Source organism: Pseudomonas bohemica (assembly GCF_002934685.1).
Taxonomy (GTDB): Bacteria; Pseudomonadota; Gammaproteobacteria; order Pseudomonadales; family Pseudomonadaceae; genus Aquipseudomonas; species Aquipseudomonas bohemica.
This window is the reverse complement of the sequence record NZ_NKHL01000119.1, coordinates 154,627-179,603: the sequence shown is the minus strand read 5'-3', so window position 1 is coordinate 179,603 and position 24,977 is coordinate 154,627. Positions and strand designations below refer to the sequence as shown.

The following is a 24,977-nucleotide window of genomic DNA, read 5'->3' as shown; positions in this document are numbered from 1 at the left end:
CGCTGGATGCAGCCCCCTGAAACAGGCAAATCCGGCACTCAGGGTAGACGACGGCGAAGGAAAGGCACTCTAATCCGCCCAATGGCGAACTGATTGCGCCAGACGCAGTCGAAGCCTGTTGCCGTTACCCCCTGTGATGGCCCTTTTTGCCAACGCCAAGGATCAACATGTCGTTTTTGAAGATCATTTCAATGGCCTGCCTGGCCCTGATACTGGGCGCCTGCCAAAGCTTGTTTCAACCCAATCTGCGCAGTCCGCTGACCGTTCAGCGCGACGCCTCCGAGCTGATCAAGCCCGGCTGCACCACGGACGATTGCCCGCTGGTAAACATCGATACCGTGCACTTTGCGGACGAACCCAAGCTCGACGCCATCGTCCAGCGCACCTTGCTGCAACTGACCCGCAGCGACACCGACGGCCCTGTGCCGCCGACGTTGAAAGCCTATCAGGAGCAGTTCCTGGCCCGTGCCCCAGCACGCAACAGCAGTTATTTGCAGGCCAAAGTACGCGAGCAGCACGACGGGATAGTCGTCGTCGAGCTGTCGAGCTACCTGGACACCGGCGGCGCTCATGGCGACCCTGGCCGCGCGTTCATCAACTACTCTCGGCAGCAGCAACGGGTCCTGACGCTGGCCGACATGCTGGTGCCGGGCCAGGAAGCTGCGTTCTGGGAAAAAGCCGAACTGGCGCATCAGGCCTGGCAGATCAGCACCCACCTGGACAAGGACACCGAGTTCCAGAAGATGTGGCCGTTCAAGCGAACTTCCAACGTCGCCCTGACGTACGGTGCAGTGATCCTGAAATATCCGGTCACCACCATCGCCCCCTACGCCATGGGCCATATCGAGCTGAAGATTCCTTATCCCCAGCTCAACGGCATCATCAAGCCGGAACTGTTCCCCGGCCGGAGCTGATCGTCTTACTCAGAATCAGCTGCAACACGCCAGCCACAATCAAGGCTGGCAGTGTTGCACCGACGTTCGGATAGAAGTTGGCCAGCAGGTGATAGGTGCAAATCCCGCCCAGCCACGCCAGCAACGTCATCCAGCGTAACCCCATTGTCGCGGCGCCATGAGTGCGGCGACGCAGGATGAAGTGATCCACCAGCACCACGCCGAACAGCGGTGCAAACACCGAACCGATCAGCAGCAGGAAATTCTGATACTGAGCCAACGGCGCGAAGCAGGCGATCAGCGTGCAGATAATGCCGATGGCCAGTGCCAGGTGTTCGACCTTGGCCTTCAGCAAAATCCCGCTGGAAACCGCCGCCGAGTGAATGTCGGCAAAGGCATTCTCGGATTCGTCGAGCAGAATCAGTAGCAACGGAATCCCCATCCCCGCCCCGGCCAGCGCCAGCAGCAATGCGTTGGCCTCACCACTCGGCGCGAACGCCAGGGTGTAAGCGACGCCCAGAGTCATCAGCCAGAAGTTGCCGATGAAGAAGCCCAGCACTGTGCCGCCGAACACGCCGGTCGCGCGCTTGCCGAAACGCGAGTAGTCGGCGATCAGCGGCAGCCAGGACAGCGGCATGGCGATAGCGATGTCGAAACCCACGGCAAATGGCAGCGATCCGTCTCCGGCGCGTGACCAAAGCGCTGCGAGGTCGGCTTTCGCGAACAGATTCCAGGTCAGCCACGCGCAGGCAGCGAGCAGCAGCCAGATGCCCCACTTGCGCAGGATCTGCCGCACGAAGGTCAGGGGACCGCTGATCGCCAGCAGGGTCGCGAGCGCGCCGAACACCAGGGTCCAGAGCATCGGGTTGGCCCAGAGGCTGGAGTCGGAAAACGCGCCGGCGCCCAGCAAACTGGCGGCGTCGCGCATGACGATGATCTCGAACGAGCCCCAACCGACCAGTTGCAGCAGATTGAGAATCGCCGGCACACCCGCGCCCCTGGTGCCGAGGCTGAGCTTGAGCGCGGCCATGGAAGACAATCCGGTGTCGCTGCCGATCACGCCGACAGCGGCGAGCAGCAGAACCCCGACCAGCGTGCCAAGGAAGATCGCCAGCATGGAGCCGGACATGCCCAGACCCGGCGCGAGCAATGCGCCGGTTTGCAGGACCATCAGCCCGATGCCGAGGGAGAACCAGAGGGAAAACAGATCGCGCGCGCCGAAGACCCGTTTGGCGGCGGGGACGGGAACGTCTGGTGAGTAAGTGCTGGGTGTGTTCACGTTGTTGTCTCGCAGGAGCAAGAATTTGGGGGCGACGCCTCCCTGTAGGAGCGCGCTTGCCCGCGACCGCGGGGTCTGAGCGAACATATCGTTCACAGAACGGACGCCATCGCAGGCAAACGCGCTTCTCCAGGTCACCGTGGCACTAGACCTTTTTGTAAAGCTGGCTACCTTCCTGCTTGAACCGCTCGGCCTGCTCGCGCATTCCCTCGGCCACGGACAGGTCCACCGCCTCGATCTTCTGATTGGCAGCGTATTCGCGGACTTCCTGGGTGATTTTCATCGAGCAGAATTTCGGCCCGCACATGGAGCAAAAATGCGCGACCTTGGCTGAGTCTTTCGGCAGGGTTTCGTCGTGGTAAGAGCGTGCGGTGTCCGGGTCCAGGCCGAGGTTGAACTGGTCTTCCCAACGGAACTCGAAACGCGCCTTGCTCAAGGCGTTATCGCGAATCTGCGCGCCGGGGTGGCCCTTGGCAAGATCCGCTGCGTGGGCTGCGATCTTGTAGGTAATGATCCCGGTCTTCACGTCGTCCTTGTTCGGCAGGCCCAAGTGCTCCTTCGGCGTGACGTAGCAGAGCATCGCGCAACCGAACCAGCCAATCATCGCTGCGCCTATGCCTGAAGTGATGTGGTCGTAACCCGGCGCGATGTCGGTGGTCAGCGGGCCGAGGGTGTAGAACGGCGCTTCGTCACAGCACTCCAGCTGCTTGTCCATGTTTTCCTTGATCAATTGCATTGGCACGTGGCCAGGGCCTTCGATCATGCATTGCACGTCATGTTTCCAGGCGATCTTGGTCAGCTCGCCGAGGGTTTCCAACTCGCCGAATTGCGCTTCGTCGTTGGCGTCGGCAATCGAGCCCGGACGCAGCCCATCGCCCAGCGAGAAGCTGACGTCGTAGGCCTTCATGATTTCGCAGATTTCATCGAAGTGGGTGTAGAGGAAGTTTTCCTTGTGATGCGCCAGACACCACTTGGCCATGATCGAGCCGCCTCGGGACACGATCCCGGTGACGCGTTTGGCGGTCAGCGGCACATAGCGCAGCAACACGCCTGCGTGAATGGTGAAGTAGTCGACGCCCTGCTCCGCCTGCTCGATCAGCGTGTCGCGGAACAACTCCCAGGTCAGATCCTCGGCAGCGCCGCCGACTTTCTCCAGCGCCTGATAGATTGGCACTGTGCCGATTGGCACCGGCGAGTTGCGGATGATCCACTCGCGGGTTTCGTGAATGTGTTTGCCGGTGGACAGGTCCATCACCGTGTCCGAACCCCAGCGAATGCCCCAGGTCAGTTTCGCCACTTCTTCTTCGATGGACGAACCCAGCGCGCTGTTGCCGATATTGCCGTTGATCTTCACCAGGAAGTTGCGGCCGATGATCATCGGCTCAAGCTCGACGTGGTTGATGTTAGCCGGAATGATTGCGCGGCCACGGGCGATTTCTTCGCGCACGAACTCGGGCGTGATCTCCTTCGCAATGCTCGCGCCGAAGCTGTGCCCCGCGTGTTGCTGCTTCAACAGGCCCGCGGCGCGAGCCTCTTGCAGCTTCATATTTTCGCGGATGGCGACGTATTCCATCTCGGCCGTGATGATGCCCTGACGCGCATAGTGCATCTGGCTGACGTTGGCACCGGCCTTGGCGCGACGGGGGTTGCGCACGTGAGCGAAGCGCAGTTTGGTCAGTTCGGCATCGGCCAGGCGCTGTTGGCCGAAGTCGGAACTCAAACCTGCAAGGCGCTCGGTGTCGCCACGGGATTCGATCCATGCCGAACGCACATCGGCCAGACCTTTGCGCACGTCGATGATGACGTTGGGGTCGGTGTAGGGACCCGAAGTGTCGTACACGCAGACCGGCGCGTTGATCTCGCCGCCGAAGTCTGTAGGGGTGACGTCCAGGCTGATTTCGCGCATTGGCACGCGGATGTCGGGGCGCGAGCCCTGAACGTAGATTTTCTGCGAACGGGTGAACGGCTGAACCGACCCCGAATCGACCTGGGCTGATTCACTCAGATTGGCGTTTTTTAGTGTTGTACTCATCACGGGCTCTCCAGACATCATCCAGCAGCGGAATGAATTGTCGGAGCGTGAGCCTGATTCGAACGGACGGAGGCACCCAGAAATGACAGCGGATGCTGAGAATCGAAAAACGAGGACTGTTCAGAATTTGAACAAAGACGACCCCGGACGACACTCAAGAGGACTCGCCGGGAGACGAGAAATCTTGTTCCCTACGCAGGCGCTAACCTGATCAGGTTCAACGGGATCCGGATTATCCGATCTCAGCCTCATATCAAGGCACCCCGACAAGAACGGCGTCAGTCTAGACGCGACATGCCGAAAACGCCAAGCGCGCAATTCAAACGCTTGTTAAATGGCTCTTTTACCCGATTGTTGTCGTGATCGTGCGGAACTACACTCGCTACGCGGCGCCAAAGCGATCTGGACCCGACTGCCATGTGCGTTTTTACACAGCTTCAACTACTAGGGAATGTCTATGCTGCGCAAACTTTCACTGGCCATTGCCGTGTCATATGCTTCGAATGCAATGGCCGGGGCAGCGGACTTGCCTCTGCCGACCAGGACCGGTCTGGTCAGCGTCTATCAGGAAGCCGTCAACAACAACGCCGATCTGGCCGCCGCCCGCGCCGACTACGCAGCGCAGAAGGAAATCGTGCCTCAGGCGCGCGCGGGCCTGCTGCCGAACATTTCCGGCGGGGCCGACGTGAACAGCACGCGCACCAAGATCGATGAGCCATCTGCCGTGATCAATCGCAGCGGCACGGTCTATCGAGCCACCTTGAGTCAGCCGATCTTCCGCGCCGACCGCTGGTTCCAGCTCAAGGCGGCCAAGGACGTCAACGAGCAGGCCCTGCTGCAACTTTCGGCCACCGAGCAAAACCTTATCCTGCAAAGCGCCGAGGACTATTTCTCGGTGCTGCGCGCCCAGGACAACCTGGCCTCGACCAAAGCCGAAGAGGCCGCATTCAAACGCCAGCTGGATCAGGCCAACGAGCGCTTCGATGTGGGGCTGTCGGACAAGACCGACGTGCTCCAGGCCCAAGCCAGTTACGACACCGCTCGGGCGGCGCGTATCGTCGCCAAGCGCCAGGTGGACGATGCGTTTCAGGCGTTGGTGACCTTGACCAATCGCGAATACAACTCCATCGAAGGTATCGTGCACACCCTGCCAGTGCTTGCGCCGTCACCGAACGACGCCAAATCCTGGGTCGACACGGCCTCGCAACAGAACCTCAATCTGCTGGCCAGCAACTATGCTGTCAGCGCGGCCGAGGAGACCCTGCGCCAACGCAAGGCTGGTCACGCACCGACCGTCGATGCCGTCGCTCAGTACGAGAAAGGTGACAACGACCAGCTGGGTTTCACCAACCCGAACTATACCGGGCAGGACTTTCATGGCAGCGTCGAGCAACGCAGCATCGGCCTGCAAGTGAATATCCCGATCTACAGCGGCGGCCTGACCAGTTCGCAGGTGCGCGAAGCCTACGCCCGCCTTGGGCAGTCCGAGCAACAGCGTGAAGGCATGCGCCGCCAAGTGGTGGAAAACACCCGCAACCTGCATCGCGCGGTGAACACCGATGTGGAACAGGTGCAGGCGCGCAAACAATCGATCATCTCCAACCAGAGCGCCCTGGAAGCCACGCAAATCGGCTACCAGGTGGGCACGCGCAACATCGTCGACGTGCTCGACGCGCAACGCCAGCTGTATGCCTCGGTGCGCGACTACAACAACACCCGCTACGACTACATCCTCGACAACCTGCGTCTGAAACAGGCCGCGGGCACGTTGAGTCCAGGGGATTTGCAGGACCTGTCGCGCTATCTCAAGCCCGATTACAACCCCGATAAAGACTTCCTGCCGCCGGATCTGGCAAAAGAGGCGGCGAAGAATTTTGAGCGGCCTTCGGAGCGATAATCAACGATGCAGATCCTATAGGAGCGTGCTTGCCCGCGATCGCGTTGTGTCAGGCAACATTTAGGTATCGGGTCGAACGCAAGCGCGAGCAAGCGCGCTCCTACACAGGCTTAGCGCAATAAGCCTGCGATCCCATCCAACAGCCTCTGCAACGCCCCTTGATTCGCCTTCATCACGGCCAGGCCGGCATCGGCCATGGCCTTCGCTTGCTCAGGCTGTTCGATCAATCGCTGCACCACCGCTTTCAATCCCGATGAATCACTAACCTCTTCCAGCGCTCCGGCATTGCGCAGCATCGCGGCGATTTCGAGAAAGTTGAACAGGTGCGGGCCGCTCAGGACGGGTTTATCAAGCGCCGCAGGCTCCAGCAGGTTGTGACCGCCATTGGGCACCAGACTGCCTCCGACGAAGGCGATATCAGCCAGCGCGTAGAGAAACAGCAGCTCGCCCATGGTGTCGCCGACCAGCACCGAAGTCCCGCCTGTCACCGGCTCGGCTGTCGAACGACGCACACTGTTGAAACCTTGCTGCTGGCTCAATTCGAAGACGCTGGTGAAGCGCTCGGGATGACGCGGCACCAGAATCAGCAGCGCATCAGGATGGTGTTTCAGCACGTCGCGATGGGCTGCCAGCACCACTTCATCCTCACCGGCATGGGTACTGGCGGCGATCCACACCGGGCGCGCTGTGATCTGCCAAGCTTCACGCTGTTGCGCCGCGCGCTGCAGCAGTTGCGGGTCGATGGTCAGGTCGAATTTGATCGAACCAGTCACCGTCACGCGCTCAGGCCGTGCGCCGAGATCACGAAAGCGCTGGGCTTCAGTTTCGGTCTGCACGGCAATCAGGCTCATTTCGGCCAGCATCGGGCGGGTGAGCTTGGCGAACTTTCCGTAGCCACGCGCTGAGCGTTCCGACAAGCGTGCGTTCGCCAGGACCGTCGGGATGCCACGTTTCGCACACTGATGAATGTGATTGGGCCAAAGCTCGGTTTCCATGATCACGCTGATCTTCGGCTGGATGTAATCGAGAAAACGCCCTGCCGCCCACGGAAAGTCGTAGGGCAAATAGCAATGCTGAATCCGCGGCTCATTGGCGAACATCGACTGGATGCGCTCGGAGCCGGTCGGCGTCATGCACGTAATGGTGATCGGCAGCAGGGGATAACGTGCAAGCAAGGCGCGAATCATCGGTGCGGCGGCGATGCTTTCGCCCACCGACACCGCGTGAACCCAGATGCCGCCCTTTTGCATGGGCAGCAACCCGCGAGCGAAACGCTCGCTGATCCGCTGTGAGTAAGCCGGGGCTTTGCGCGCACGCAGCCACAGGCGCAGGACGATCAGTGGCAAGCCAAGATGGAACAGCAGGGTGTAGAGAGTTCTATTCATGGGCGCGGAGTTTATCAGCCAATGGCCTTCAGATGATGGGTGAAGCATTCGGCGAGCCAGCGGGCGGCAGGCCCCAGCGGTTCGTCCCGACGCCAGACCATTTCCACCACCAGCGCGGGCGGTGTCCATTCACTGCTCAACTCGATCATCTGATTCTGATAGGTCGGATACTGCACCACGTGGCGCGGCAGCCAGGCCCAGCCCAGCCCGCGCATCAGCAGCTCGGCCATGACGTAAAAGCTGTCTGCACGCCAAACGCGGGGGCTCAACTGCTCGCCGCCCGGATAGCCGCTTTGCTGCGGCGCGATGAGCAACTGCCGATGCCGCGCCAGTTGCTGACGAGTGATCAGCGGCTCGCTCGCCAGCGGATGATCGACCGCACAGACCGTGACCATTTCGACACTGCCCAATACCCGCCGCTCAAGGGCTTCGGGCATTTGCTCGTGGTGAAACAGCAGCCCGAGATCAGCACGCCGCTCCAGCAGCTTGCGCGCTACGTCACCCTGAGCACCGCTGGCCAGCTGCACCTCGACACTGGGGAAACGTTCATCCAGCGCTTCCAGGCTGTCGAGCACCGGCTGGTAGGGCATCGCTTCGTCATGGGCCAGACGCAAGCACGCTTCCTGCCCGCGCATCAACGCCAGGGCGCGGCCATCGAGGCGATCGCACTGACGCAACAGCTCTCGCGCCTCCTCCAGCAACGCACTCCCCGACTCGGTCAGACGCGGCTGACGCCCACTGCTGCGATCGAACAAGCTCACGCCCAGATCGGTTTCGAGCATGGCAATCGCGTTGCTGACCGCCGACTGCGCACGCTTCGACTCTCTGGCCGCGGCAGAAAAAGAACGCTTCTCGGCCACGCTGACGAACAGCCGGATCTGCTCAAGGCTCCACTCCACGATGTAAAAACCTATCAGCTAAAGAGATAGGTAATGACTTTACCCCATCTGCGATTGCTCTAGAATCGCTGGCATTGAAGACTGCTTTTGTATTGAGGGTTCTGCCATGTCCGCCTATTACCTGCTCGCCATCGCCATCTGCGCCGAGGTCATCGGCACCGTCTCCATGAAAGCCGTCAAAGGCCTGAGCACGCCGCTGCCTCTGCTGTTAGTGATCGTCGGTTACGCCGTGGCGTTCTGGATGTTGACGCTGGTGGTGCGAAGCATCCCGGTGGGCGTTGCCTACGCGGTGTGGGCCGGCATGGGCATCGTCATGGTGAGCATCGCTGCGTTGTTCATCTACGGCCAGAAACTCGACCTGCCTGCCATTGCGGGAATGGCGCTGATCGTCGCGGGCGTGGTGGTGATCCAGCTGTTCTCGAAAACGGCCGGTCATTAAGGAGGTCATTGAAAAGCGGCTTCCCCTATAATGGCCCGATTCGCTTTGCCATTTGAGGTGTCCATGCCATCTGCTATTTCCACCGACGTCCTGATTGTCGGCGCAGGCGTTGCCGGTCTCTGGCTCAACGCACGTCTGCGTCGGCAGGGTTTTTCGACAGTGGTGGTGGAAAGCGCCAGCCTCGGCGGCGGGCAGACGTTCAAGTCTCAGGGAATCATTCACGGCGGCGCCAAATACGCCCTGCATGGCGCGCTCTCCGGCGCCTCTGAAGCCATCGCCGACATGCCCCGCCGCTGGCGCGAAGCGTTGGATGGCAAGGGCGAACTGGACCTGTCCGGCGTGCGTTTGCTGTCCGAGGCCCATTATTTGTGGTCGCCGGGCACCATCGCTGGCAACCTCACCAGCTTCTTCGCCAGCAAGGCCGTGCGCGGGCGTGTCGATCAGGTCAAAGGCAGCGAGCTTCCCCCAGCTCTGCAAGACCCGCGCTTCAAGGGCAAGGTCTATCGCCTGGCCGAGCTGGTGATCGACGTACCCAGTCTTGTGAAAAAACTCGCCGAATTGGCGGGCGACAGTCTGCTGGCAGGCGAGGTCATCGAACCACTGCGCAATGATGGCGAACTGGTGGGCCTGCGGGTCGACGGTCGCGACATTCATGCCCAGCGCGTGGTGCTGAGTGCTGGCGAAGGCACTGCCGATCTGCTCAAGGCGCTCAATGTCAGCCAGCCGGCCATGCAGCGCCGACCGCTGCACATGGTTCTGGTCAAAGGCCCAACGCTCAAGCCTCTGTATGCGCATTGCCTGGGTGGCGGACCGAAGCCGCGCATCACCGTCACCACCCACCCGGCGGCCGGTGGGCAGTGGGTCTGGTACCTGGGCGGCGATATTTCCGAAGCCGACGGCGTGGCCCGTGACCCCGCCGAGCAAATCGCATTCGCAAAAAAAGAGCTCTCGCAGCTGCTGCCTTGGGTCGATCTGAGTCAGGCGCAGTTCACCACTTTGCGGGTTAATCGCGCAGAGCCTCAGCAGAGCGGCCTGGTGCGCCCGGACAACGCCTTCCTCGACGTGCAGGGACGCCTGATGGTGGGTTGGCCGACCAAGCTCGCACTGGCGCCGGACTTCGCTGATCGTGTCCTGGCCTCATTGTCGCGTGACGATATTCACCCGATCCCGCAGCCGACCTCTACCGACCTGCCCAAGCCGCCACTGGCCAAACCTGTGTGGGATGTGCTGCTGCCATGAAGACCTTGCACGATCTGCATAGACCGCTGGGCGGCCTCGGCATCGACGTTTCCCCCATCGGTCTCGGAACCGTCAAGTTGGGCCGCGATCAGGGTGTGAAATACCCCAGCGGCTTTACCATTCCCGACGACGACGAAGCGCGGATGCTGCTCAAACAGGCGCGCAATCTGGGCATCAACCTGATCGACACCGCACCCGCGTACGGCCGCAGCGAGGAACGCCTCGGCCCCTTGCTGCGCGGGCAGCGCCATGACTGGGTCATTGTCAGCAAAGTGGGGGAGGAATTCGAAGCGGGTCGGTCGAGTCACGACTTCAGCGCAGCGCACACGCGGATGTCCGTGGAGCGCAGCCTCAAGCGCCTGGAAACCGACTTCATCGACCTGGTGCTGGTGCATTCCGACGGCAATGACTTGCATGTGCTCAACGAGTGCGGCGTCTACCAGACCTTGGCCGAGCTCAAGCGCGAAGGCAAGATTCGCGGCTTCGGCTTTTCGGGCAAGACCGTTGAGGGAGGCTTGCTGGCGTTGCAGGAGGGTGACTGCGCGATGGTCACTTACAATCTCAACGAGCAAGGCGAAAAACCGGTCCTGGACTACGCTGCTTCCCACAACAAAGCCATCTTGATCAAAAAAGCCCTGGCCAGTGGGCACGTTTGTCTGAGTCCCGGTGTCGATCCTGTGCAAGCCAGTTTCGAACTGCTGTTTGAGCATCCTGGCGTCACCGGTGCTATCGTCGGGACCATCAACCCGCTGCACCTGGCCCATAACGTAGCCACCGCTGCCAATGTGATTCGCCGTCGAGCCTGATACAGGCGGCCGACCCCAACGCAAGAAGGAGCCGATATGCCGCGAACGCTTATAAGAAAGAACCCAAGCAACTTCAAAACCCTGCCGCTGTTCATCGAAGCCACCCCCGAAAGCCTGAGTTACCAGAGCGTCGGGATGCCGCTCAATTTCTCCCAGACCCTGCAACGTCGGCGCAAGATCGAGGTGGAGGACAACGAGCGTTTTTCCACTGAGCTGGCCAATCTTGGCGTGTCGGTGCGACTGACCCTCAATTGGCAAAATCGCGACTACTGGGTGCTGGTACGCCAGCGGCGCCAGGACCGAGGCGATGTGGTCTTGAAGCTGATTTCCGGCTACGTCCCGGCCCATGAACTGAATCTGCCGCTGCACACGGCGATCCAGGAAGTGGCCGAGGAATGCCTCATTGAAACGCCGCAAGGCTGGCTCGGCGGCCGCTTCAATGACACCTGGCTGCCCGCCCCTTATGCCGCTGCCTTGCACTATCGCGAGGCCATGCCCTTTCGCCTGAGCCCGCTGTCCGGCGCCGCGCGGCCCGTGCGTTGCGGCAGCATGACGTTGATCGAGCGTCCTCGGGCGTACGTCCATCTGCCGACTGCTTCATTGCAATTGATCTACGACATGCGTCTGGAAGTGCCGAAAGAGGCGCGGCCGCTGAGCCTCTTTCACGTCGATGAGAGCCTGGAGAACGATCAGCTGGTCGCCCGACTCAATCGCAGCAAACCCGATTTGTACCTCATGCCACTGGAAAACGGCTCGCCGTTGCCGGAGCTGTACACCCTCAAGAATGACAAGCTGACACCGGCCAGCACGCGCGGCTTGTATCTGGCGGAGAGCTTTGCCGCTCAGGAAGGCTGGGTGGTGAAGGAGGAGCGGATCCGCTGGAAGGACTGGCTGCTGCAGCAAGGGCTGACGCCGCCGAAACCGAAGAAGACCGGGATCAAGCGCCGGTTGAAGGTGGGAGCCAAACAGCTGCTGCGCATTGCGCGCAAGACGTTGCATAAGTCGTAGAGGAGCCGCCCATCTGTCGGGCGCTGCACGTAAAACTGTGGGGGCGAGCTTGCTCGCGAATACGGTATCCGAACCGCTGAAAATACGGCGGATGTACCGAACTCTTCGTGAGCAAGCTCACTCCCACAGGTTCTGCGTCATACCTGCAGATCAGCGAAGTGCGAGAGGCTCGCGACTCACTGCCTGCGGATCTTCTCGACAATGGCGGTCGTCGAACTGTTTTCGACCAGCCCCAACACCCGCACTTCACCGCCGTACGCCTGAACGATCGATGCGCCGACCACCTGATCGACGCTGTAATCGCCACCTTTGACCAGCACATCCGGCCGAACATGGGTCAGCAGGTTTTCCGGCGTGCCTTCAGGGAAGCTGATCACCCAGTCCACCGCGCCAAGCCCCGCCAGCACCGCCATGCGCCGGTCGACGCTGTTGATCGGGCGGCCAGGGCCCTTGAGGCGGCTGACCGACGCATCGTCGTTGACCGCGACGATCAAACGATCGCCCTGCGCCCGCGCCTGCTCCAAATAGGTGACGTGACCGGCATGGAGAATGTCGAAGCAACCGTTGGTGAACACGATCTTCTCGTTGTGCGCGCGAGCGTCGTCGATGGCCAGCAGCAGTTGATCGAGGCTCAACACGCCCCGTTCCGAACCCTCGGCACGCTGGATCGCACGACGCAGCTCAGGCGCGCTGATGGCCGCGGTGCCCAACTTGCCAACGACGATACCGGCCGCAAGGTTGGCCAGCGCCACGGCGTGGGGCAACTCCTCGCCTGCCGCGATGGCAGCGGCCAGGGTGGAGATGACTGTGTCGCCGGCGCCGGTCACATCGAACACTTCCCGTGCACGGGCCGGCAAGTGCAGAGCCTGTTGCTCGGGACGCAGCAGGGTCATGCCGTGTTCGCCACGGGTCACCAGCAGCGCACCCAGTTCAAGCTCCGCCATCAGCTGCGCGCCTTTGGCGACCAACTCGCCCTCATCGGCACAATGGCCGACGATGGCTTCGAATTCGCTGAGATTTGGTGTGATGATGCTGGCGCCGCGATAGATCGCGAAGTCTTTGCCTTTCGGGTCGGCAAGCACCGGTATGCCGCGATCACGAGCCGCCTTGATCAGCACCTGATGGTTTTTCAGTGCGCCTTTGCCGTAGTCGGACAGCACCAGCACCTTGACGCCTTCGAGCAGCGAATCAACTTCCTTACTCAGGGCTAGCGCGTCGGTAACGAAGGGCTCTTCGAAGTCAATGCGCAGCAGTTGCTGATGGCGGCTCATGACGCGCAATTTGACGATGGTGGGCTGGTGGGCGATGCGTTGGAAGCGCGCGGTGACGCCCGCGGCCTTTAGGCTGTTGCTCAGGCTTTCGGCTGCCTCATCTTGACCGGTGACGCCGACCAGCGACGCCTTGGCACCCAGTGCGGCGATGTTCAACGCCACGTTGGCGGCGCCGCCCGGACGATCTTCGATCTGATCGACCTTGACCACCGGAACCGGCGCCTCAGGTGAAATCCTCGAGGTACCGCCATGCCAATAGCGGTCGAGCATGACATCGCCCACTACCAGAACTGGTGCCTGATCGAAACGCGGCATGGACAACTTCATCGAACAACCCGTAACTAAGAATGAACAGGGGCGGAATCTTAGCACAGGGTTTGCAAAGGCTTGAGAACCGGAGGGAAACTCGGTGTAACAGTAGAACGATGATTACCTGTAGGAGCGCGCTTGCCCGCGAAGGTAGTAGGCCAGTCAACTTTGACGTGTCTGGCCTGACGCCTTAGCGGGAAAGTGCGCTCCTACAGGTTTAAGCGCTGTATGGGACAGAGGAGTCAGATGGCCCCAACCGGCGCGGGCTCATCCAGACCCATCGCGTGCAGACGCGCGTAGTAGCCGTTTTGCTCCAGCAGCTCGGTGTGGGTACCGCGCTCTACGATGCGGCCTTGATCCATGACCAGAATCAGATCGGCGCGCTCGATGGTCGACAGCCGGTGGGCGATGACCAGGGTGGTGCGGCCCTTCATTACATGGTCCAGCGCCGCCTGGATATGACGTTCGGATTCGGTATCCAGCGCCGAGGTGGCTTCATCGAGAATGAGCAGCGGTGCGTTTTTCAAGAGCGCGCGAGCAATTGCCAGACGCTGCCGCTGACCGCCGGACAGCAGCACGCCGTTTTCGCCCACCTGAGTGTCGAAGCCTTCAGGCAACTGATCGACGAACTCCTTGGCGTAGGCATCGGCTGCGGCCGCTTCGATATCGGCACGCGGTGCACCCGCCAGATCGCCATAAGCGATGTTGTTGGCGACCGTGTCGTTGAACAGCGTCACGGCCTGATTCACTTGAGCCACATGTTTGCGCAGGTTGCGCAGGCGATAGTTCTCGATCTCGACGCCATCGAGCAGGATCTGTCCCGATGTGTGGTGATAAAAGCGTGGAATCAGGTTGGCCAGCGTCGACTTGCCGCTGCCGGACCGACCGACCAGCGCGATCATCTGCCCGGGGGCTGCAGTGAAGCTGATGTCGTGCAAGACCTGACGCGCGGTTTCCGGATAGGTGAAGCTCAGATTTCGGACCTCCAGATTGCCTTGCACCCGATCCAGCTCGACGGTACCGGTATCGACCTCCGGTGTCACGTCCAACTGTTCGAAGATGCTCTCAGCGCCGGCGACACCTTTCTGGATCGTCGAGCTGACTTCAGACAGCTGACGGATCGGCTTGGGCAACAGACCCGCCGCCGTGATGTAGGCCACCAGATCACCGGCCGTCGCATCACCACGCAGCCAGAGCACGAGGAACATCAGCACGGCCATGGCGGTATAGATTACCAATTGCAGCATCGGCGTGTAGATCGCGCCGGTCTTGGTCATGCGCAGCTGTTTGTCGGTGTTGCTGGTGCTTGCCTTGGCGAAGCGCTCTTCTTCGTACTTCTCACCGCCGAAGCTGCGCACCACGCGATAACCCTGAATGGTTTCCGACGCAACATGGGTCACATCGCCCATCGCCACCTGGATTTTCTTGCTCTGCTTGCGGAATTTCTTGCTCGAGCTGCCCACCATGAACGCGATCAGCGGCAGAATTGCCAGCATCACGATGGTCAGTTTCCAGTTCATCCACACCAGATAAAGGAACAGAAAGACGATGGTCAGGCCTTCACGGATCACCACCTTGATGGCGTCGGTGGCGGCGCCGGTGACCATGGTCACGTTGAAGGTAATGCGTGAGATCAGGTGCCCGGAGTTATGAGTGTCGAAATAACGGTTGGGCAACACCAGCAGTTTGTTGAACAACTCGACCCGCAGGTCGTGAACCAGGCCCAGGGAGACCTTGGCCAGGAAGTAGTTACCCAGATAAGACCCCAACCCCTGCCACGCGGCGATCAATACGATCAGCAGCGGCACTGCCTGCAGCAACTGCAGATCGCGCAAGTAAGGCACGTCAGGGAACAGCGCGGCTTGAGGGTTGGTCAGGCCATCGACGAAATATTTGAGAATGCCGGCCAGCATGGGCTGGGTCGAGGCGAAAATGACGAAGCCGACAATGCTGAGCAGAAAGAGGCCTACATAAGGCTTCACATAAGTCAGCAGTCGGAGATAGATTTTCAGGCTGGAGGATTCGCGTTTCTCTGGCGTGCTCATGGTCATCGATACGATAAAAAGAGCCGAAATACTAACACACGCAGGTTGTGTGAAAACGTAGCGAGCGAAGGCAGACAATGCAAAAACGGGCGAAAAACGGCCGGGGTCGCCTCCGACTCCAGGTGTTCCAAACAAGCATTTTTCGCCCGTCTTTAAACGCAGTATTGCGTGCTTAACGCCGAAGGCGCCCAGCCCGCAGCAGTTTTCACATTGCCTGCAAGGGTAGGGTTGGGCCTCGGGCAAGCTGCTGAGGTATCATGGCCGCCATTTTCGAAGGAGCCCGCATGCGAGCACTCGCCTACGCTGACTACCAAGCCCTACGCAGCGACGCCGAAGTCATAGAAGCCGACTTCTTCGGGGACAAGGTGCTACGCCTGACCGACGGCAACTTCATGAAGCTGTTCCGGCGCAAACGGCTGATTTCGTCGGCGGCGTTCTTTCCCTACGCCAAGCGCTTCGCCAGCAATGCGCTGACCCTTCGCAAACGAGGGATCCCCTGCCCGCATGTGCTGGACACCTACCGGGTCGCCGATATTTCCCGTGATGTGGTGCATTATCAGCCGCTGCCCGGGCAGACCCTTCGCCAGTTGATCGCTGATCCCGCGCATTTCCAGGATGCTGCGCTGATTACGAAATTCGGTCGTTTCGTCGCCGAGTTGCACAATCAGGGCATCTACTTCCGCTCGCTGCACCTGGGCAATGTGGTGATGACGCCGGAAAACGAACTGGGCCTGATCGACATCGCCGACATGAAGATCCTGCGTCGCCCGTTGCGCAAAAGCCTATGCCTGCGCAACTTCCAGCACATGCGTCGTTACAAGCACGACCACGCCTGGCTGCTGCAAAAAGGTGGGGATCTGTTTTTCGACAGTTACATCGAGCACAGCGCTCATCAGTGGAAACGCCAGATACTCAGCGAGCACCTGGCGTCGGCGAAGCAGGCGTGAGGCTTAGCTAGCTACTGCCTTTTTCTCGGATTTGCCAAGGCACAGCGAAAGAACGAAAGGCATCCACACCACCATCCACATCGCTCGCGCGCGTCCAAATACGGTAAAGACGTCGAACTGCACAGCGACAGTGGCGAACACCCAGATCATCAGAATCGCCATGCCCAGGCTTTCCGTGCGATGGCGCCAGGCGCGATAGCCGAGCCATAGCCACAGCCAGACCCACAGCGCAGTGAACGGAATGCCGTACTGCACTGCGGTGTCGAGGACGAGGTTATGGCAATGGCCGAACACGATCCCGCCCGCCGACACTTCGTAATCGCTACTCAGGCCGACGCCCAGCCAGGGCCGCTGATGAACCAGCTCCAGCGCGCCCTTGATCAAGACCATGCGCTCGGAATCACCACGCTGCAGCATCGACGGCTCGAAGATCGCCAACGCCACGGCGGCGACCAACGCCACGATCGCGAGGGCACGATAGAAGCGCCCGCCTCCAAGCAACACGACCACAGCGGCCACCGCCATCAGGGAAACGATCGAACCGCGGCTGCCGGTCATGATGACAAACGCCACCGAACACGCCTGGAGCAGGGCCCAGACCACCTGGCCACTGAGCTTTCGTGGCCACCAGGTGCAACTGAGCACGACCAGCGCGGCGATGGTGTAGCCCGCCGGATTGGGGTTGTCCATGAAGCCGCCGAAGCCGTACATCCGGTCGATGCCGCGCATGGGGTAGGCGATCAGGGCTGCCAGCGAATAAAGGCCGGCCATGCCGCCCCACAGGATCATCATGCTCTGTAGCGGGCGATTGAATGTCCGCCCCCAGACAATCCAGCCGAGGATCAGCATGAGGAAGAACAGCTCCCGCTTGATGATGGTCAGGTAGCGCTCGGCACCGACGCTCCATGCCAGCGAGATCAGTGACCAGGCGAAGAGCAGCAGAAATAGCCACAGCTCGCGCCGATTGAGCACCGTGTGGCGAAACTCATGAAAATAACGAACGATCAGGTAAAGGCAGGGCAAGTAAACGAAGACGGTCAGCAGCCAGCTATAGAACTTCAGCGTCGGCGTGAGCATGACGCCCGCCACGCTCCAGAACAGACCGAAAGCCAGCAGCACGCCAGCGACACCCAGGTGGTCAATGATTGAGCGCAACTGAGCGTTCCCTTGCGAAACGACTCTGCTTAACAACTGCTGATCCTGTAAAGACTGACTCACTGGATACCCTTGGGCTTTCTATATTTGAAGACGAAGTGCCTGAATCGCTTCCATGTCACTCGATTCCAGCGATGGACCGGAACGCTGGCAAACAACCCGCGCGCGAACTTCTTGTCCGCTACCACCGATTCTTTAAGCGCCTTGTTGATGATCGCCAGGCGTCCTGCGTCATAGGCCGGGTTGTCCCGATAGGCCTCGATGACTTTCAGATCGTAAATCAACTGGCTTTTGTAGGCCGTCTTGGAAATGTTGGTTTCATGGCGGCGATACAGCGTCACCCGGTCCGGCAGGATATGCACCTGATACCCGGCCTTGGCGATGCGCAAGGTCATCTGGAAATCCTGGACCTTGATCGAGGGATCGTAGCCACCTACCTTGTCGATGGCTTCGCGCCGGTACATGGCCACTGGTCCGCCAACCGCATAGGCGTCGGCCAGCAATTCGTCGAAGCTCCAGCGTTGCACCGGTGCATGGCTGGCAACCTTGTGCTTGAGCGGCCTGCCCTGCGAGTCGATATAGATGACCTTCGCGCCCAGCAGCCCCACATCCGGATGTTCCTGCATGTAGCTGACCTGACGACGAATGCGCCCAGCCAGCATCACGTCGTCGGAGTCATGCGTGACGACCAGATCGCCGCGGGCGTGGCTCAGCGCGTGGTTGAGCGCAGCACTGACCCCCTGGTTTTCCTGCTGGTAGAACTGAAAACCATGGATCTGACGCAGCGCTTCGATTTTCTCGGCGCTGGCGTCGGTGGAACCGTCGTTGACGACGATCAGTTCGAAGTTGTCATAGTCCTGCTCAAGAACGCTCAGCAGCGACTCTTCGATATAAAGCTCATGATTGAAACACGGCACTAGAATCGAGACTAAAGGCCATTTCATATCCGCACTCGATCCTTGGCATCTGACTGCGCCTGCAAAGACCATGATTCCAGAGGCTGGCGGCGTGTTCCATGACGGTCTGATAGCGAGAAAAATGGCATGCGGAGATTATCTGATTTCAAATTAGTATCATTATGGCCAGCACATAAATCGTTCAAATCAGATCCCTAACGCTGCTCGCAGCCTCTCGAACCTACTCGCCGGCGCCTGTTTGCGCAGTGGCGGTTCAAGTTCACGCACGATTCGCGCGCCGATTGCCCCAAATCCAAACTGAGACACTGACAGATCGCGCCCATTGACTGCAATACGCGCAGCGAGACTCGGGTCATCGCGCAGGACCGCCAGCTTTTCTTGCAACTGCGGGATATCGCTGTAAAACACCACGTTGTGCATGTCTTGCAAACCTAACGCACGATTTTCAGCCTCGCCTTGATCATAGGCAAACAGTACGCATCCGCAGGCCATCGCCTCGAAATTCTTGATCATGTACTCACCCATGCCCACGTCCGCGCTGACGAAAAAGCGAATGCGGTTCAGGGTTTGGCAATATTCTTCGCCGGACTTGGTACGGGTCACCACCAGTTTTTCGACTTGCCCGAGTTCGTCGAGCAATGCCTTGCGGCCGCTGTAGGCAACGCTGTTGGTGCTGCCGACGAACGCCAGTTCGATGTCCCGCTCACGCCCTTGATCACTAAGGAGCGTCTGGTCATAACCCTTGGGCACGAATACCGCGTCGAAGCCCTCCCCGCGCAGTCGCTCGCTGACCACGAACCCGGAACTCAGTACACGCACCCACGGCAACTTGCGATAGTGGGCGCTGAACTTACCGGTGTACTTGCAAGGGATGTAGTTCTGGTAGGCATCGTGTTCGAGAATCACCAGGTTCGGAACCGTACGAATGAAGCTCGCCTGCCGGATTTCCTGCTTGAAACGCAGAAAGAACACAATACGGTCGTATTGCGTCACGTCCACGTGCTGGCGGAAGTAGCGCCGCAGATTGCGTTGCTCGTCTGAAGTCAGCCATCGCAGATCGCAATCGCAGTTGGTCGCGACGCCTTCGTACAGACGATCCAGAATGGCGCGCTGCTCTTTCTGGACCAGAAATAGAACCTTCATGGGCTTCCTTTATAAAACCAGATCTCAGCCCGGCCTCTCGATGCATTGATGATCATCATCGAGGGCAATCAGAGCTCCCTGCGCCAGAACAACTCGTGACGGCGCACGGCCTTTCTGAAAAATTCGTTTTCACCTTCCGCCGGCCAGCGTCGCCCGGCCAGCAACTTCTGCAGCCAGCGCCGAATCCGGCGTTTGAGCGGTGGCGGTGGCTGCAGGTCATGCATCATACCCAAGGCCATGGCCTTGTCTCGCTGTTGATCGGTATTGAGCTCGATACTGTAGGGCACCAGCGGCTGTGACACGTCGAACACCGGTGGCAGCGCGACGCCGCTATAGACATCGCCCATCGGCCAACGATCATTGTCGTGAAGATGATTGGCGTACCCGAGAATCACGCTCGGCTGCCACTCCAGCCCTTGCAAGGCTTCCAGCACAGCGGCCTGGGAGCAAATGTGATCGGGGTGCGGATCGATGGTCGCGTGGGGCATGACCAACACCTGTGGCCGTGCTTGTTGCAATAAGGCACGCAGATCGGCGATCAGGTTGTTCCAGGTCGGCGCGCCGTCGGCATCGCTCGGCAACGACAGGCTGTTGAACTGCCGGAAAATGCGCGTATCGCACAAATCGGCTTCGCGGGAGGCAATCGGCTGATCGGGGGCTGCCTGCATGGCCGGTAACTGAAGACAGAAATAGCCCAACTGCACGCAGCGCGACTCTGGCACACCTGCCCAGCGCGGCACGGTAATGCTGTCCCAGGCGCGCAAACGGCCCTTGATTCGGGCTGCCTCTGCCCGCTGCATACCCATCTGCTGATAATGCTCGGCTTCGATTTCGCCAGCGGTCAGGGTGACGATCCAGCTTTCATCAGCCTGGCTGTATAGGCCGAAAGCTGCCAATTCAGCGTCATCGGCATGGGGCGCAATGACCATCACGCGCTGACGTCGGGCGTCGGCATGGGCAAATGACCAAAGACGCGGCCGTCCGTGAAGGCTGCAACGGCGTCCACGGATACGCAAGGTGCCCGCATTCAGCGCCGCGCCGAAGCCTGTGAGATTGAGATAACGCAGGCCCTTCACCCCGCGCTCGAATACCTGACTGTCGCGCATCTGGCCACTGCTCAATTCAACGGTAGGGTCGAGAAAACGCCCCAGCCATGAGCTTTTGATTGATACCGCCAGCACCAGGGTTTCGAAGCCATTGAGTTGGGGCACCTGATCGACCGTCAGCAGGTCGCCCTGCAAAGCGGCGCCGGGCACTTCGTTTTGTGCCGGAAACTGGTAAAGGTAGTCATCACCTGGCGAGTAGAACAAATGATCAGAGAACCAGGCCTCGTGCCCCACCCAACCCAGTACCGCCAGCACCAGCGGCAACCACCACGTCACCAGCATGCCAAGCAGCACCAGAATGACCAATGCCACCAGCAACGCCACGCGCTTGTTGCGGCGGTGGCGTTTGAGCAATGCCTGTTTGCGGCTCAAATCTGAAACACCGGTACGGGATTGCACCAACGATCCTTGTACTCACGATCGGCGCGACCGAAGGAAAAGCGCAGTGCCTTGGCCCGCATCCGCGCGTCTTCCCAGGCGCTCTGCGTATTGATGAAACTCAACACGCTGCCGGGGCTGAAGTCTCGGGTTTCAGGGTCGACGCCGCCATTGACGTATTCGATGCTGACCCACTCCGGCGCTTCGACGCGGTAAATCAGTTGAATGGCAATCGGCGCGTCGTTGAGGAAGATCACTGACCCGATAAGCAGATCGCGCAGCAGCTCGACAACTTCCGCCATGCGCTCGGCGCCGGTGGCCGCGAAACCCCAGCGGCGCTGGAACAGATCGCAATACATGCGCGCGATCTCGGCGCTGCTGAAATCAGTGATAGGGCGCACGACGCCGCCAGCCTCCTCCAGCAGACGCAGTTCGCGCCGCTGGTTGTAGCGAAATTTCTTCGACAGTTCTTCCGGCGTGCGGGCCATTGCCAGAGATTCGGTCTGGGGTTTTAGCGTCGTAATGCGCCCCTCATTGAGTTGCGAGAGGTAACGTCCACGATGACGCAGCGCCACCTGAGCGTCGGCTGCCGCCGGCAGGATCAGCTCGGCGTTACCCAAATCGAACAGGCCTTTTTTGCCGCGGCTTTTCAACACGTCCTTGGACAACGCCAGCGAGCGACCCCAGGTCGGGATCGCTGCTCTGAGTTCGCCATCTTGCTCCCAGCCCAGATAGCGCACCGGGATTTGCGCCAGCCCGGCCAGCCGCTCGACCACCAGAGGATGGGTCGCGACACTGCCGCCAAAACGCTCCCAGGTGCGCTGATAGGCGGGCGCATCGATCGGCGTCCAGCCACGTTCCCGCCAGGCTTGAAAACGATTGAGCATCAGGACACCGCAGTCAGGTCGGTGACTTGCGGCAAACGCCAGAAAACATTGCGAACAGCTTCATCGGAGAACCGCTCACGCAGGCGATCGAGCATCATTTCGGCGCAGGACTGGCGCTGTTCGGCGTTCAGTCGCGACAGGTGATTCAGCCCTTGGGCCAGATGCTCGGCATCGCCCAGCGGGAAGAGAATGCCCACGCCCTCGACTACTTCCCTGGCGCCGCCGGCGGCTGTCGCGATCACTGGCACCCCGGCGACCATCGCTTCAAGAAGCACCATGCCGAAGGGTTCATGATCGGAGCTCAGGGCGAAGGCGTCGAAGGCCTTGAAGTAGCGACTGGCCTGAGGCACTTGGCCGAGCAGCAGAACACGCGACCCAACACCCAGTTCCATGGCCAATTCTTTTAAATCCTGTTCCAGACGCCCCTTGCCCAGAATCACCAGCTGACTATCGGCAGGCAGCGCCGGCAATGCCTGGGCAAAACCGCGCAGCAGCGTGGCCTGGTCCTTGTCCGGATGCAGGCGGCCGACGTTGCCGACGATCCAGGCGTCCTGCGGCAGACCCAGCGCTTCTCGGGCCTCTTCGCGGGATACCTGAGTGGCGGTGAGCTGCTCGATGTCGATCCGGTTATACAGCGTCTGAATACGCCCGGTCGGCCATTTGGGCAGGCACTTGCGCATGTCGTCGCGCACGGCATCGGAGACGCCCAGAAGGCTGAGGCGCATGCGGAACAGGTGCGCGAACAACTTGCGGCTGCGGCGCTCATAGTCGCCGAAGGCGTGATGCACGCCAATCACCGGCAACCCGGTGGCCAGCAGCGCGATGTAGATCGGTTTGAAACGGTGGGCGATACAGAACGCAAAATCCCGGGACGCGGCTATCTTGCGCAGATCGCGAATGGCGCCCAGCTTCAGGCCACGAATGGCCCTGGAGCTGTATTCCATGAACAGCACGTCGTCCGAAGCGCAGCCCGCAGCGACTTCCGGGTCGGCAGCGCCGGTCAGGAATACCGTGGTGACTCGGTATCCCTTGCCCGCGAAAAGGCTGGCGTATTGACGGGCGCAGTCGAGAAACGGCCCGTCATAGCCGTGGCAGAACTGCAATACATGGCGCTCAGCCGAGCGTGTCATAGGTATCCGCGCCCTCTTTGACCACCAGGATGTCTTCCATGATCAGGTACTGCAGGTCCGAGCCGAAGAACATGTTCAGGGCGTCGGTTGGCGAGCAGATCATCGGCTCGCCGCGACGGTTGAGCGAGGTGTTCAGCGACACGCCGTTACCGGTCAGGTTTTCCAGCGCCTTCATCATGTCGTAGTAACGCGGGTTGTATTCGCGCTTGAGCACCTGGGCGCGGGATGTGCCGTCTTCGTGGACGACTTCCGGCACGCGGGTCTTCCACTCTTCGGCGACTTCAAAGGTGAAGGTCATGAACGGCGCCGGGTGATCGATCTTGATCATCTGTGGCGCAACGGTGTCGAGCATCGACGGGCAGAAAGGCCTCCAGCGCTCGCGGAACTTGATCTGGTGGTTGATGCGGTCGGCAACGCCGGCCACGCTCGGGCAGCCGATGATCGAACGACCGCCCAGCGCGCGCGGGCCGAACTCCATGCGGCCCTGGAACCAGGCCACCGGGTTGCCGTCGACCATGATCCTGGCGATCTGCTCGGGCATGTTCTCAAGCTTGCGCCATGCAGGCCGGCTCGGATGGCGGGCACACGCCGCGATTACGTCTTCGTTGCTGTACGACGGGCCGAGGTAGACGTGTTCCATCTTCTCGACCGGTACACCGCGAGCGTGGGAAACGTAAGCGGCAGCACCGACCGCCGTACCCGCATCGCCAGAAGCGGGCTGCACGAACAGCTCTTTGACTTCCGGACGGGCGATGATCTTCTGGTTCAGCTTGACGTTGAGTGCGCAGCCGCCAGCGAACGCGATCTTGCCGGTTTCCTTGAGGATATCGCCCAGGTAGTGATCCATCATCTGCAACGCCAGCTTCTCGAACAGCGCCTGCATGCTGGCCGCGTAGTGGATGTACGGTTCGTCGGCAATGTCGCCTTCGCGCTTGGGACCCAGCCACTCGATCAGCTTGGGCGAGAAGTAGAAGCCCTTGCCCTTCTCTTTATAGCGGCGCAGGCCGATGACGTTGGCGTATTCGGTGTTGATCACCAGTTCGCCATTTTCGAAACTGGCCAGACGCGAGAAGTCGTATTTGCTGGCATCGCCGTAAGGCGCCATGCCCATGACCTTGAACTCGCCATCGAGCATTTCGAAGCCGAGGAACTCCGTGATCGCGCCGTACAAGCCGCCGAGGGAGTCCGGGTCATAGAATTCCTTGATCTTGTGGATCTTGCCGTTCTCGCCGTAGCCGAAGAACGTGGTGGCGTACTCGCCCTTGCCATCGATCCCCAGGATTGCGGTTTTCTCTTTGAAACCGGAGCAGTGATAGGCGCTGGAAGCGTGGGCCAGGTGGTGCTCGACCGGCTCGATCTTGATCTTCTTCGGATCGAAGCCCAGTTGCTCGAGGCACCAGACGATCTTGTTGCGATAGCGCTTGTAGCGACGATTACCCATCAGAATGGCGTCAAGTGCCCGATCCGGGGCATACCAGTAACGCTTAGCATAGTGCCAGCGTGCTTCGCCGAACAGGCTGATTGGGGCGAACGGAATGGCAACCACATCGACGTCGGACGGTTTGATGCCAGCCTGCTCCAGGCAGAACTTCGCAGACTCGTACGGCATGCGGTTCTTTGCGTGTTTGTCGCGAACGAAGCGCTCTTCTTCGGCAGCTGCAATCAGTTTGCCGTCGATATACAGGGCCGCGGAAGGATCATGGCTAAGGGCGCCGGACAGGCCAAGGATCGTCAATGCCACTAGGGTCTAGCCTCTTAAAGTCTGCAGACAGGCGTCGTGCGCCTGACGAATAAGGTGCGCCTGGCGCAAGT

Annotated in this window: 20 protein-coding genes and 1 riboswitch; of the genes, 7 read left to right on the top strand and 13 right to left on the bottom strand. The window is 60.4% G+C overall.

Going from position 1 to position 24,977, the window contains the following annotated elements:
- The first annotated feature begins 167 nt into the window (after positions 1 to 167).
- Positions 168 to 914: an RsiV family protein gene (locus CE491_RS24990; RefSeq protein WP_110951007.1), complete on the top strand. Its 747-nt coding sequence runs from the start codon at positions 168 to 170 to the stop codon at positions 912 to 914.
- Here the strand turns inward: CE491_RS24990 and cytX are convergent.
- Together cytX and thiC are read right to left on the bottom strand one after the other, a co-directional pair.
- Positions 883 to 2,172, bottom strand: a complete 1,290-nt coding sequence (cytX, locus tag CE491_RS24985; RefSeq protein ID WP_110951126.1) for a putative hydroxymethylpyrimidine transporter CytX — start codon at positions 2,170 to 2,172, stop codon at positions 883 to 885. The two genes, CE491_RS24990 and cytX, sit on opposite strands and share 32 nt — an antisense overlap.
- Positions 2,173 to 2,317: 145 nt before the next feature.
- Positions 2,318 to 4,204, bottom strand: coding sequence for a phosphomethylpyrimidine synthase ThiC (gene thiC / locus CE491_RS24980; RefSeq protein WP_110951006.1), 1,887 nt, complete (start codon positions 4,202 to 4,204; stop codon positions 2,318 to 2,320).
- A gap of 171 nt (positions 4,205 to 4,375) precedes the next feature.
- A riboswitch (TPP riboswitch) is annotated at positions 4,376 to 4,480 on the bottom strand.
- A gap of 181 nt (positions 4,481 to 4,661) precedes the next feature.
- Here thiC and CE491_RS24975 point away from each other — a divergent pair.
- Positions 4,662 to 6,101 carry a TolC family outer membrane protein gene (locus CE491_RS24975; RefSeq protein WP_110951005.1) on the top strand — a complete coding sequence of 480 codons (1,440 nt, stop codon included), beginning with the start codon at positions 4,662 to 4,664 and terminating at the stop codon, positions 6,099 to 6,101.
- 110 nt (positions 6,102 to 6,211) lie between these two features.
- Here the strand turns inward: CE491_RS24975 and waaA are convergent, their stop codons facing one another.
- Both waaA and CE491_RS24965 read right to left on the bottom strand, forming a co-directional pair.
- Positions 6,212 to 7,486: a lipid IV(A) 3-deoxy-D-manno-octulosonic acid transferase gene (gene waaA / locus CE491_RS24970; RefSeq protein WP_110951004.1), complete on the bottom strand. Its 1,275-nt coding sequence runs from the start codon at positions 7,484 to 7,486 to the stop codon at positions 6,212 to 6,214.
- A 14-nt stretch (positions 7,487 to 7,500) separates the two neighbouring features.
- On the bottom strand, positions 7,501 to 8,385 hold the full coding sequence (locus CE491_RS24965) for a LysR family transcriptional regulator (protein WP_110951003.1): 885 nt from the start codon (positions 8,383 to 8,385) through the stop codon (positions 7,501 to 7,503).
- Positions 8,386 to 8,491: 106 nt separating this feature from the next.
- Here CE491_RS24965 and CE491_RS24960 point away from each other — a divergent pair, with 106 nt between their 5' ends.
- The 4 genes from CE491_RS24960 (at position 8,492) to CE491_RS24945 (ending at position 11,877) form a co-directional block, all read left to right on the top strand.
- Positions 8,492 to 8,824 (top strand): DMT family transporter, encoded by a 333-nt coding sequence (locus CE491_RS24960; protein WP_062379095.1) that lies wholly within the window; start codon positions 8,492 to 8,494, stop codon positions 8,822 to 8,824.
- A 63-nt stretch (positions 8,825 to 8,887) separates the two neighbouring features.
- The gene (locus CE491_RS24955; RefSeq protein WP_110951125.1) at positions 8,888 to 10,063 is read left to right on the top strand and encodes an NAD(P)/FAD-dependent oxidoreductase; all 1,176 of its coding nucleotides are present in this window, start codon (positions 8,888 to 8,890) and stop codon (positions 10,061 to 10,063) included.
- Positions 10,060 to 10,869: an aldo/keto reductase gene (locus CE491_RS24950; protein WP_110951002.1), complete on the top strand. Its 810-nt coding sequence runs from the start codon at positions 10,060 to 10,062 to the stop codon at positions 10,867 to 10,869. The genes CE491_RS24955 and CE491_RS24950 overlap by 4 nt, the downstream gene beginning before the upstream one ends.
- A 36-nt stretch (positions 10,870 to 10,905) precedes the next feature.
- The gene (locus CE491_RS24945; protein ID WP_110951001.1) at positions 10,906 to 11,877 is read left to right on the top strand and encodes a metal ABC transporter ATPase; all 972 of its coding nucleotides are present in this window, start codon (positions 10,906 to 10,908) and stop codon (positions 11,875 to 11,877) included.
- A gap of 176 nt (positions 11,878 to 12,053) precedes the next feature.
- On the opposite strand, the gene hldE is transcribed toward CE491_RS24945, so the two are convergent.
- Positions 12,054 to 13,475, bottom strand: a complete 1,422-nt coding sequence (gene hldE, locus CE491_RS24940; protein ID WP_110951000.1) for a bifunctional D-glycero-beta-D-manno-heptose-7-phosphate kinase/D-glycero-beta-D-manno-heptose 1-phosphate adenylyltransferase HldE — start codon at positions 13,473 to 13,475, stop codon at positions 12,054 to 12,056.
- Between the two features lie 224 nt (positions 13,476 to 13,699).
- On the bottom strand, positions 13,700 to 15,502 hold the full coding sequence (gene msbA, locus CE491_RS24935; protein ID WP_110950999.1) for a lipid A export permease/ATP-binding protein MsbA: 1,803 nt from the start codon (positions 15,500 to 15,502) through the stop codon (positions 13,700 to 13,702).
- Positions 15,503 to 15,786: 284 nt separating this feature from the next.
- Between msbA and CE491_RS24930 the strand changes: the two genes are divergently transcribed.
- The gene (locus CE491_RS24930) at positions 15,787 to 16,449 is read left to right on the top strand and encodes a protein kinase family protein (protein ID WP_110950998.1); all 663 of its coding nucleotides are present in this window, start codon (positions 15,787 to 15,789) and stop codon (positions 16,447 to 16,449) included.
- A 3-nt stretch (positions 16,450 to 16,452) separates the two neighbouring features.
- Here the strand turns inward: CE491_RS24930 and CE491_RS24925 are convergent, their stop codons facing one another.
- From CE491_RS24925 to CE491_RS24895, 7 genes are all read right to left on the bottom strand, one after another.
- Complete coding sequence (locus CE491_RS24925; RefSeq protein ID WP_110950997.1) at positions 16,453 to 17,604, bottom strand: O-antigen ligase family protein; 1,152 nt, start codon at positions 17,602 to 17,604, stop codon at positions 16,453 to 16,455.
- 59 nt (positions 17,605 to 17,663) lie between these two features.
- Positions 17,664 to 18,548, bottom strand: a complete 885-nt coding sequence (locus CE491_RS24920) for a glycosyltransferase family 2 protein (RefSeq protein WP_110950996.1) — start codon at positions 18,546 to 18,548, stop codon at positions 17,664 to 17,666.
- A 159-nt stretch (positions 18,549 to 18,707) separates the two neighbouring features.
- Positions 18,708 to 19,664 (bottom strand): glycosyltransferase family protein, encoded by a 957-nt coding sequence (locus CE491_RS24915; RefSeq protein WP_110950995.1) that lies wholly within the window; start codon positions 19,662 to 19,664, stop codon positions 18,708 to 18,710.
- Between the two features lie 68 nt (positions 19,665 to 19,732).
- Complete coding sequence (locus tag CE491_RS24910; RefSeq protein WP_110950994.1) at positions 19,733 to 21,142, bottom strand: PIG-L deacetylase family protein; 1,410 nt, start codon at positions 21,140 to 21,142, stop codon at positions 19,733 to 19,735.
- The gene (locus CE491_RS24905) at positions 21,139 to 22,035 is read right to left on the bottom strand and encodes an antimicrobial resistance protein Mig-14 (RefSeq protein ID WP_110950993.1); all 897 of its coding nucleotides are present in this window, start codon (positions 22,033 to 22,035) and stop codon (positions 21,139 to 21,141) included. Before CE491_RS24905 ends, CE491_RS24910 begins: the two co-directional genes overlap by 4 nt.
- Positions 22,035 to 23,165, bottom strand: a complete 1,131-nt coding sequence (locus tag CE491_RS24900; RefSeq protein WP_110950992.1) for a glycosyltransferase — start codon at positions 23,163 to 23,165, stop codon at positions 22,035 to 22,037. The genes CE491_RS24905 and CE491_RS24900 overlap by 1 nt, the downstream gene beginning before the upstream one ends.
- Positions 23,149 to 24,906 carry a carbamoyltransferase family protein gene (locus CE491_RS24895; protein WP_110950991.1) on the bottom strand — a complete coding sequence of 586 codons (1,758 nt, stop codon included), beginning with the start codon at positions 24,904 to 24,906 and terminating at the stop codon, positions 23,149 to 23,151. Before CE491_RS24895 ends, CE491_RS24900 begins: the two co-directional genes overlap by 17 nt.
- Positions 24,907 to 24,977: the final 71 nt, after the last annotated feature.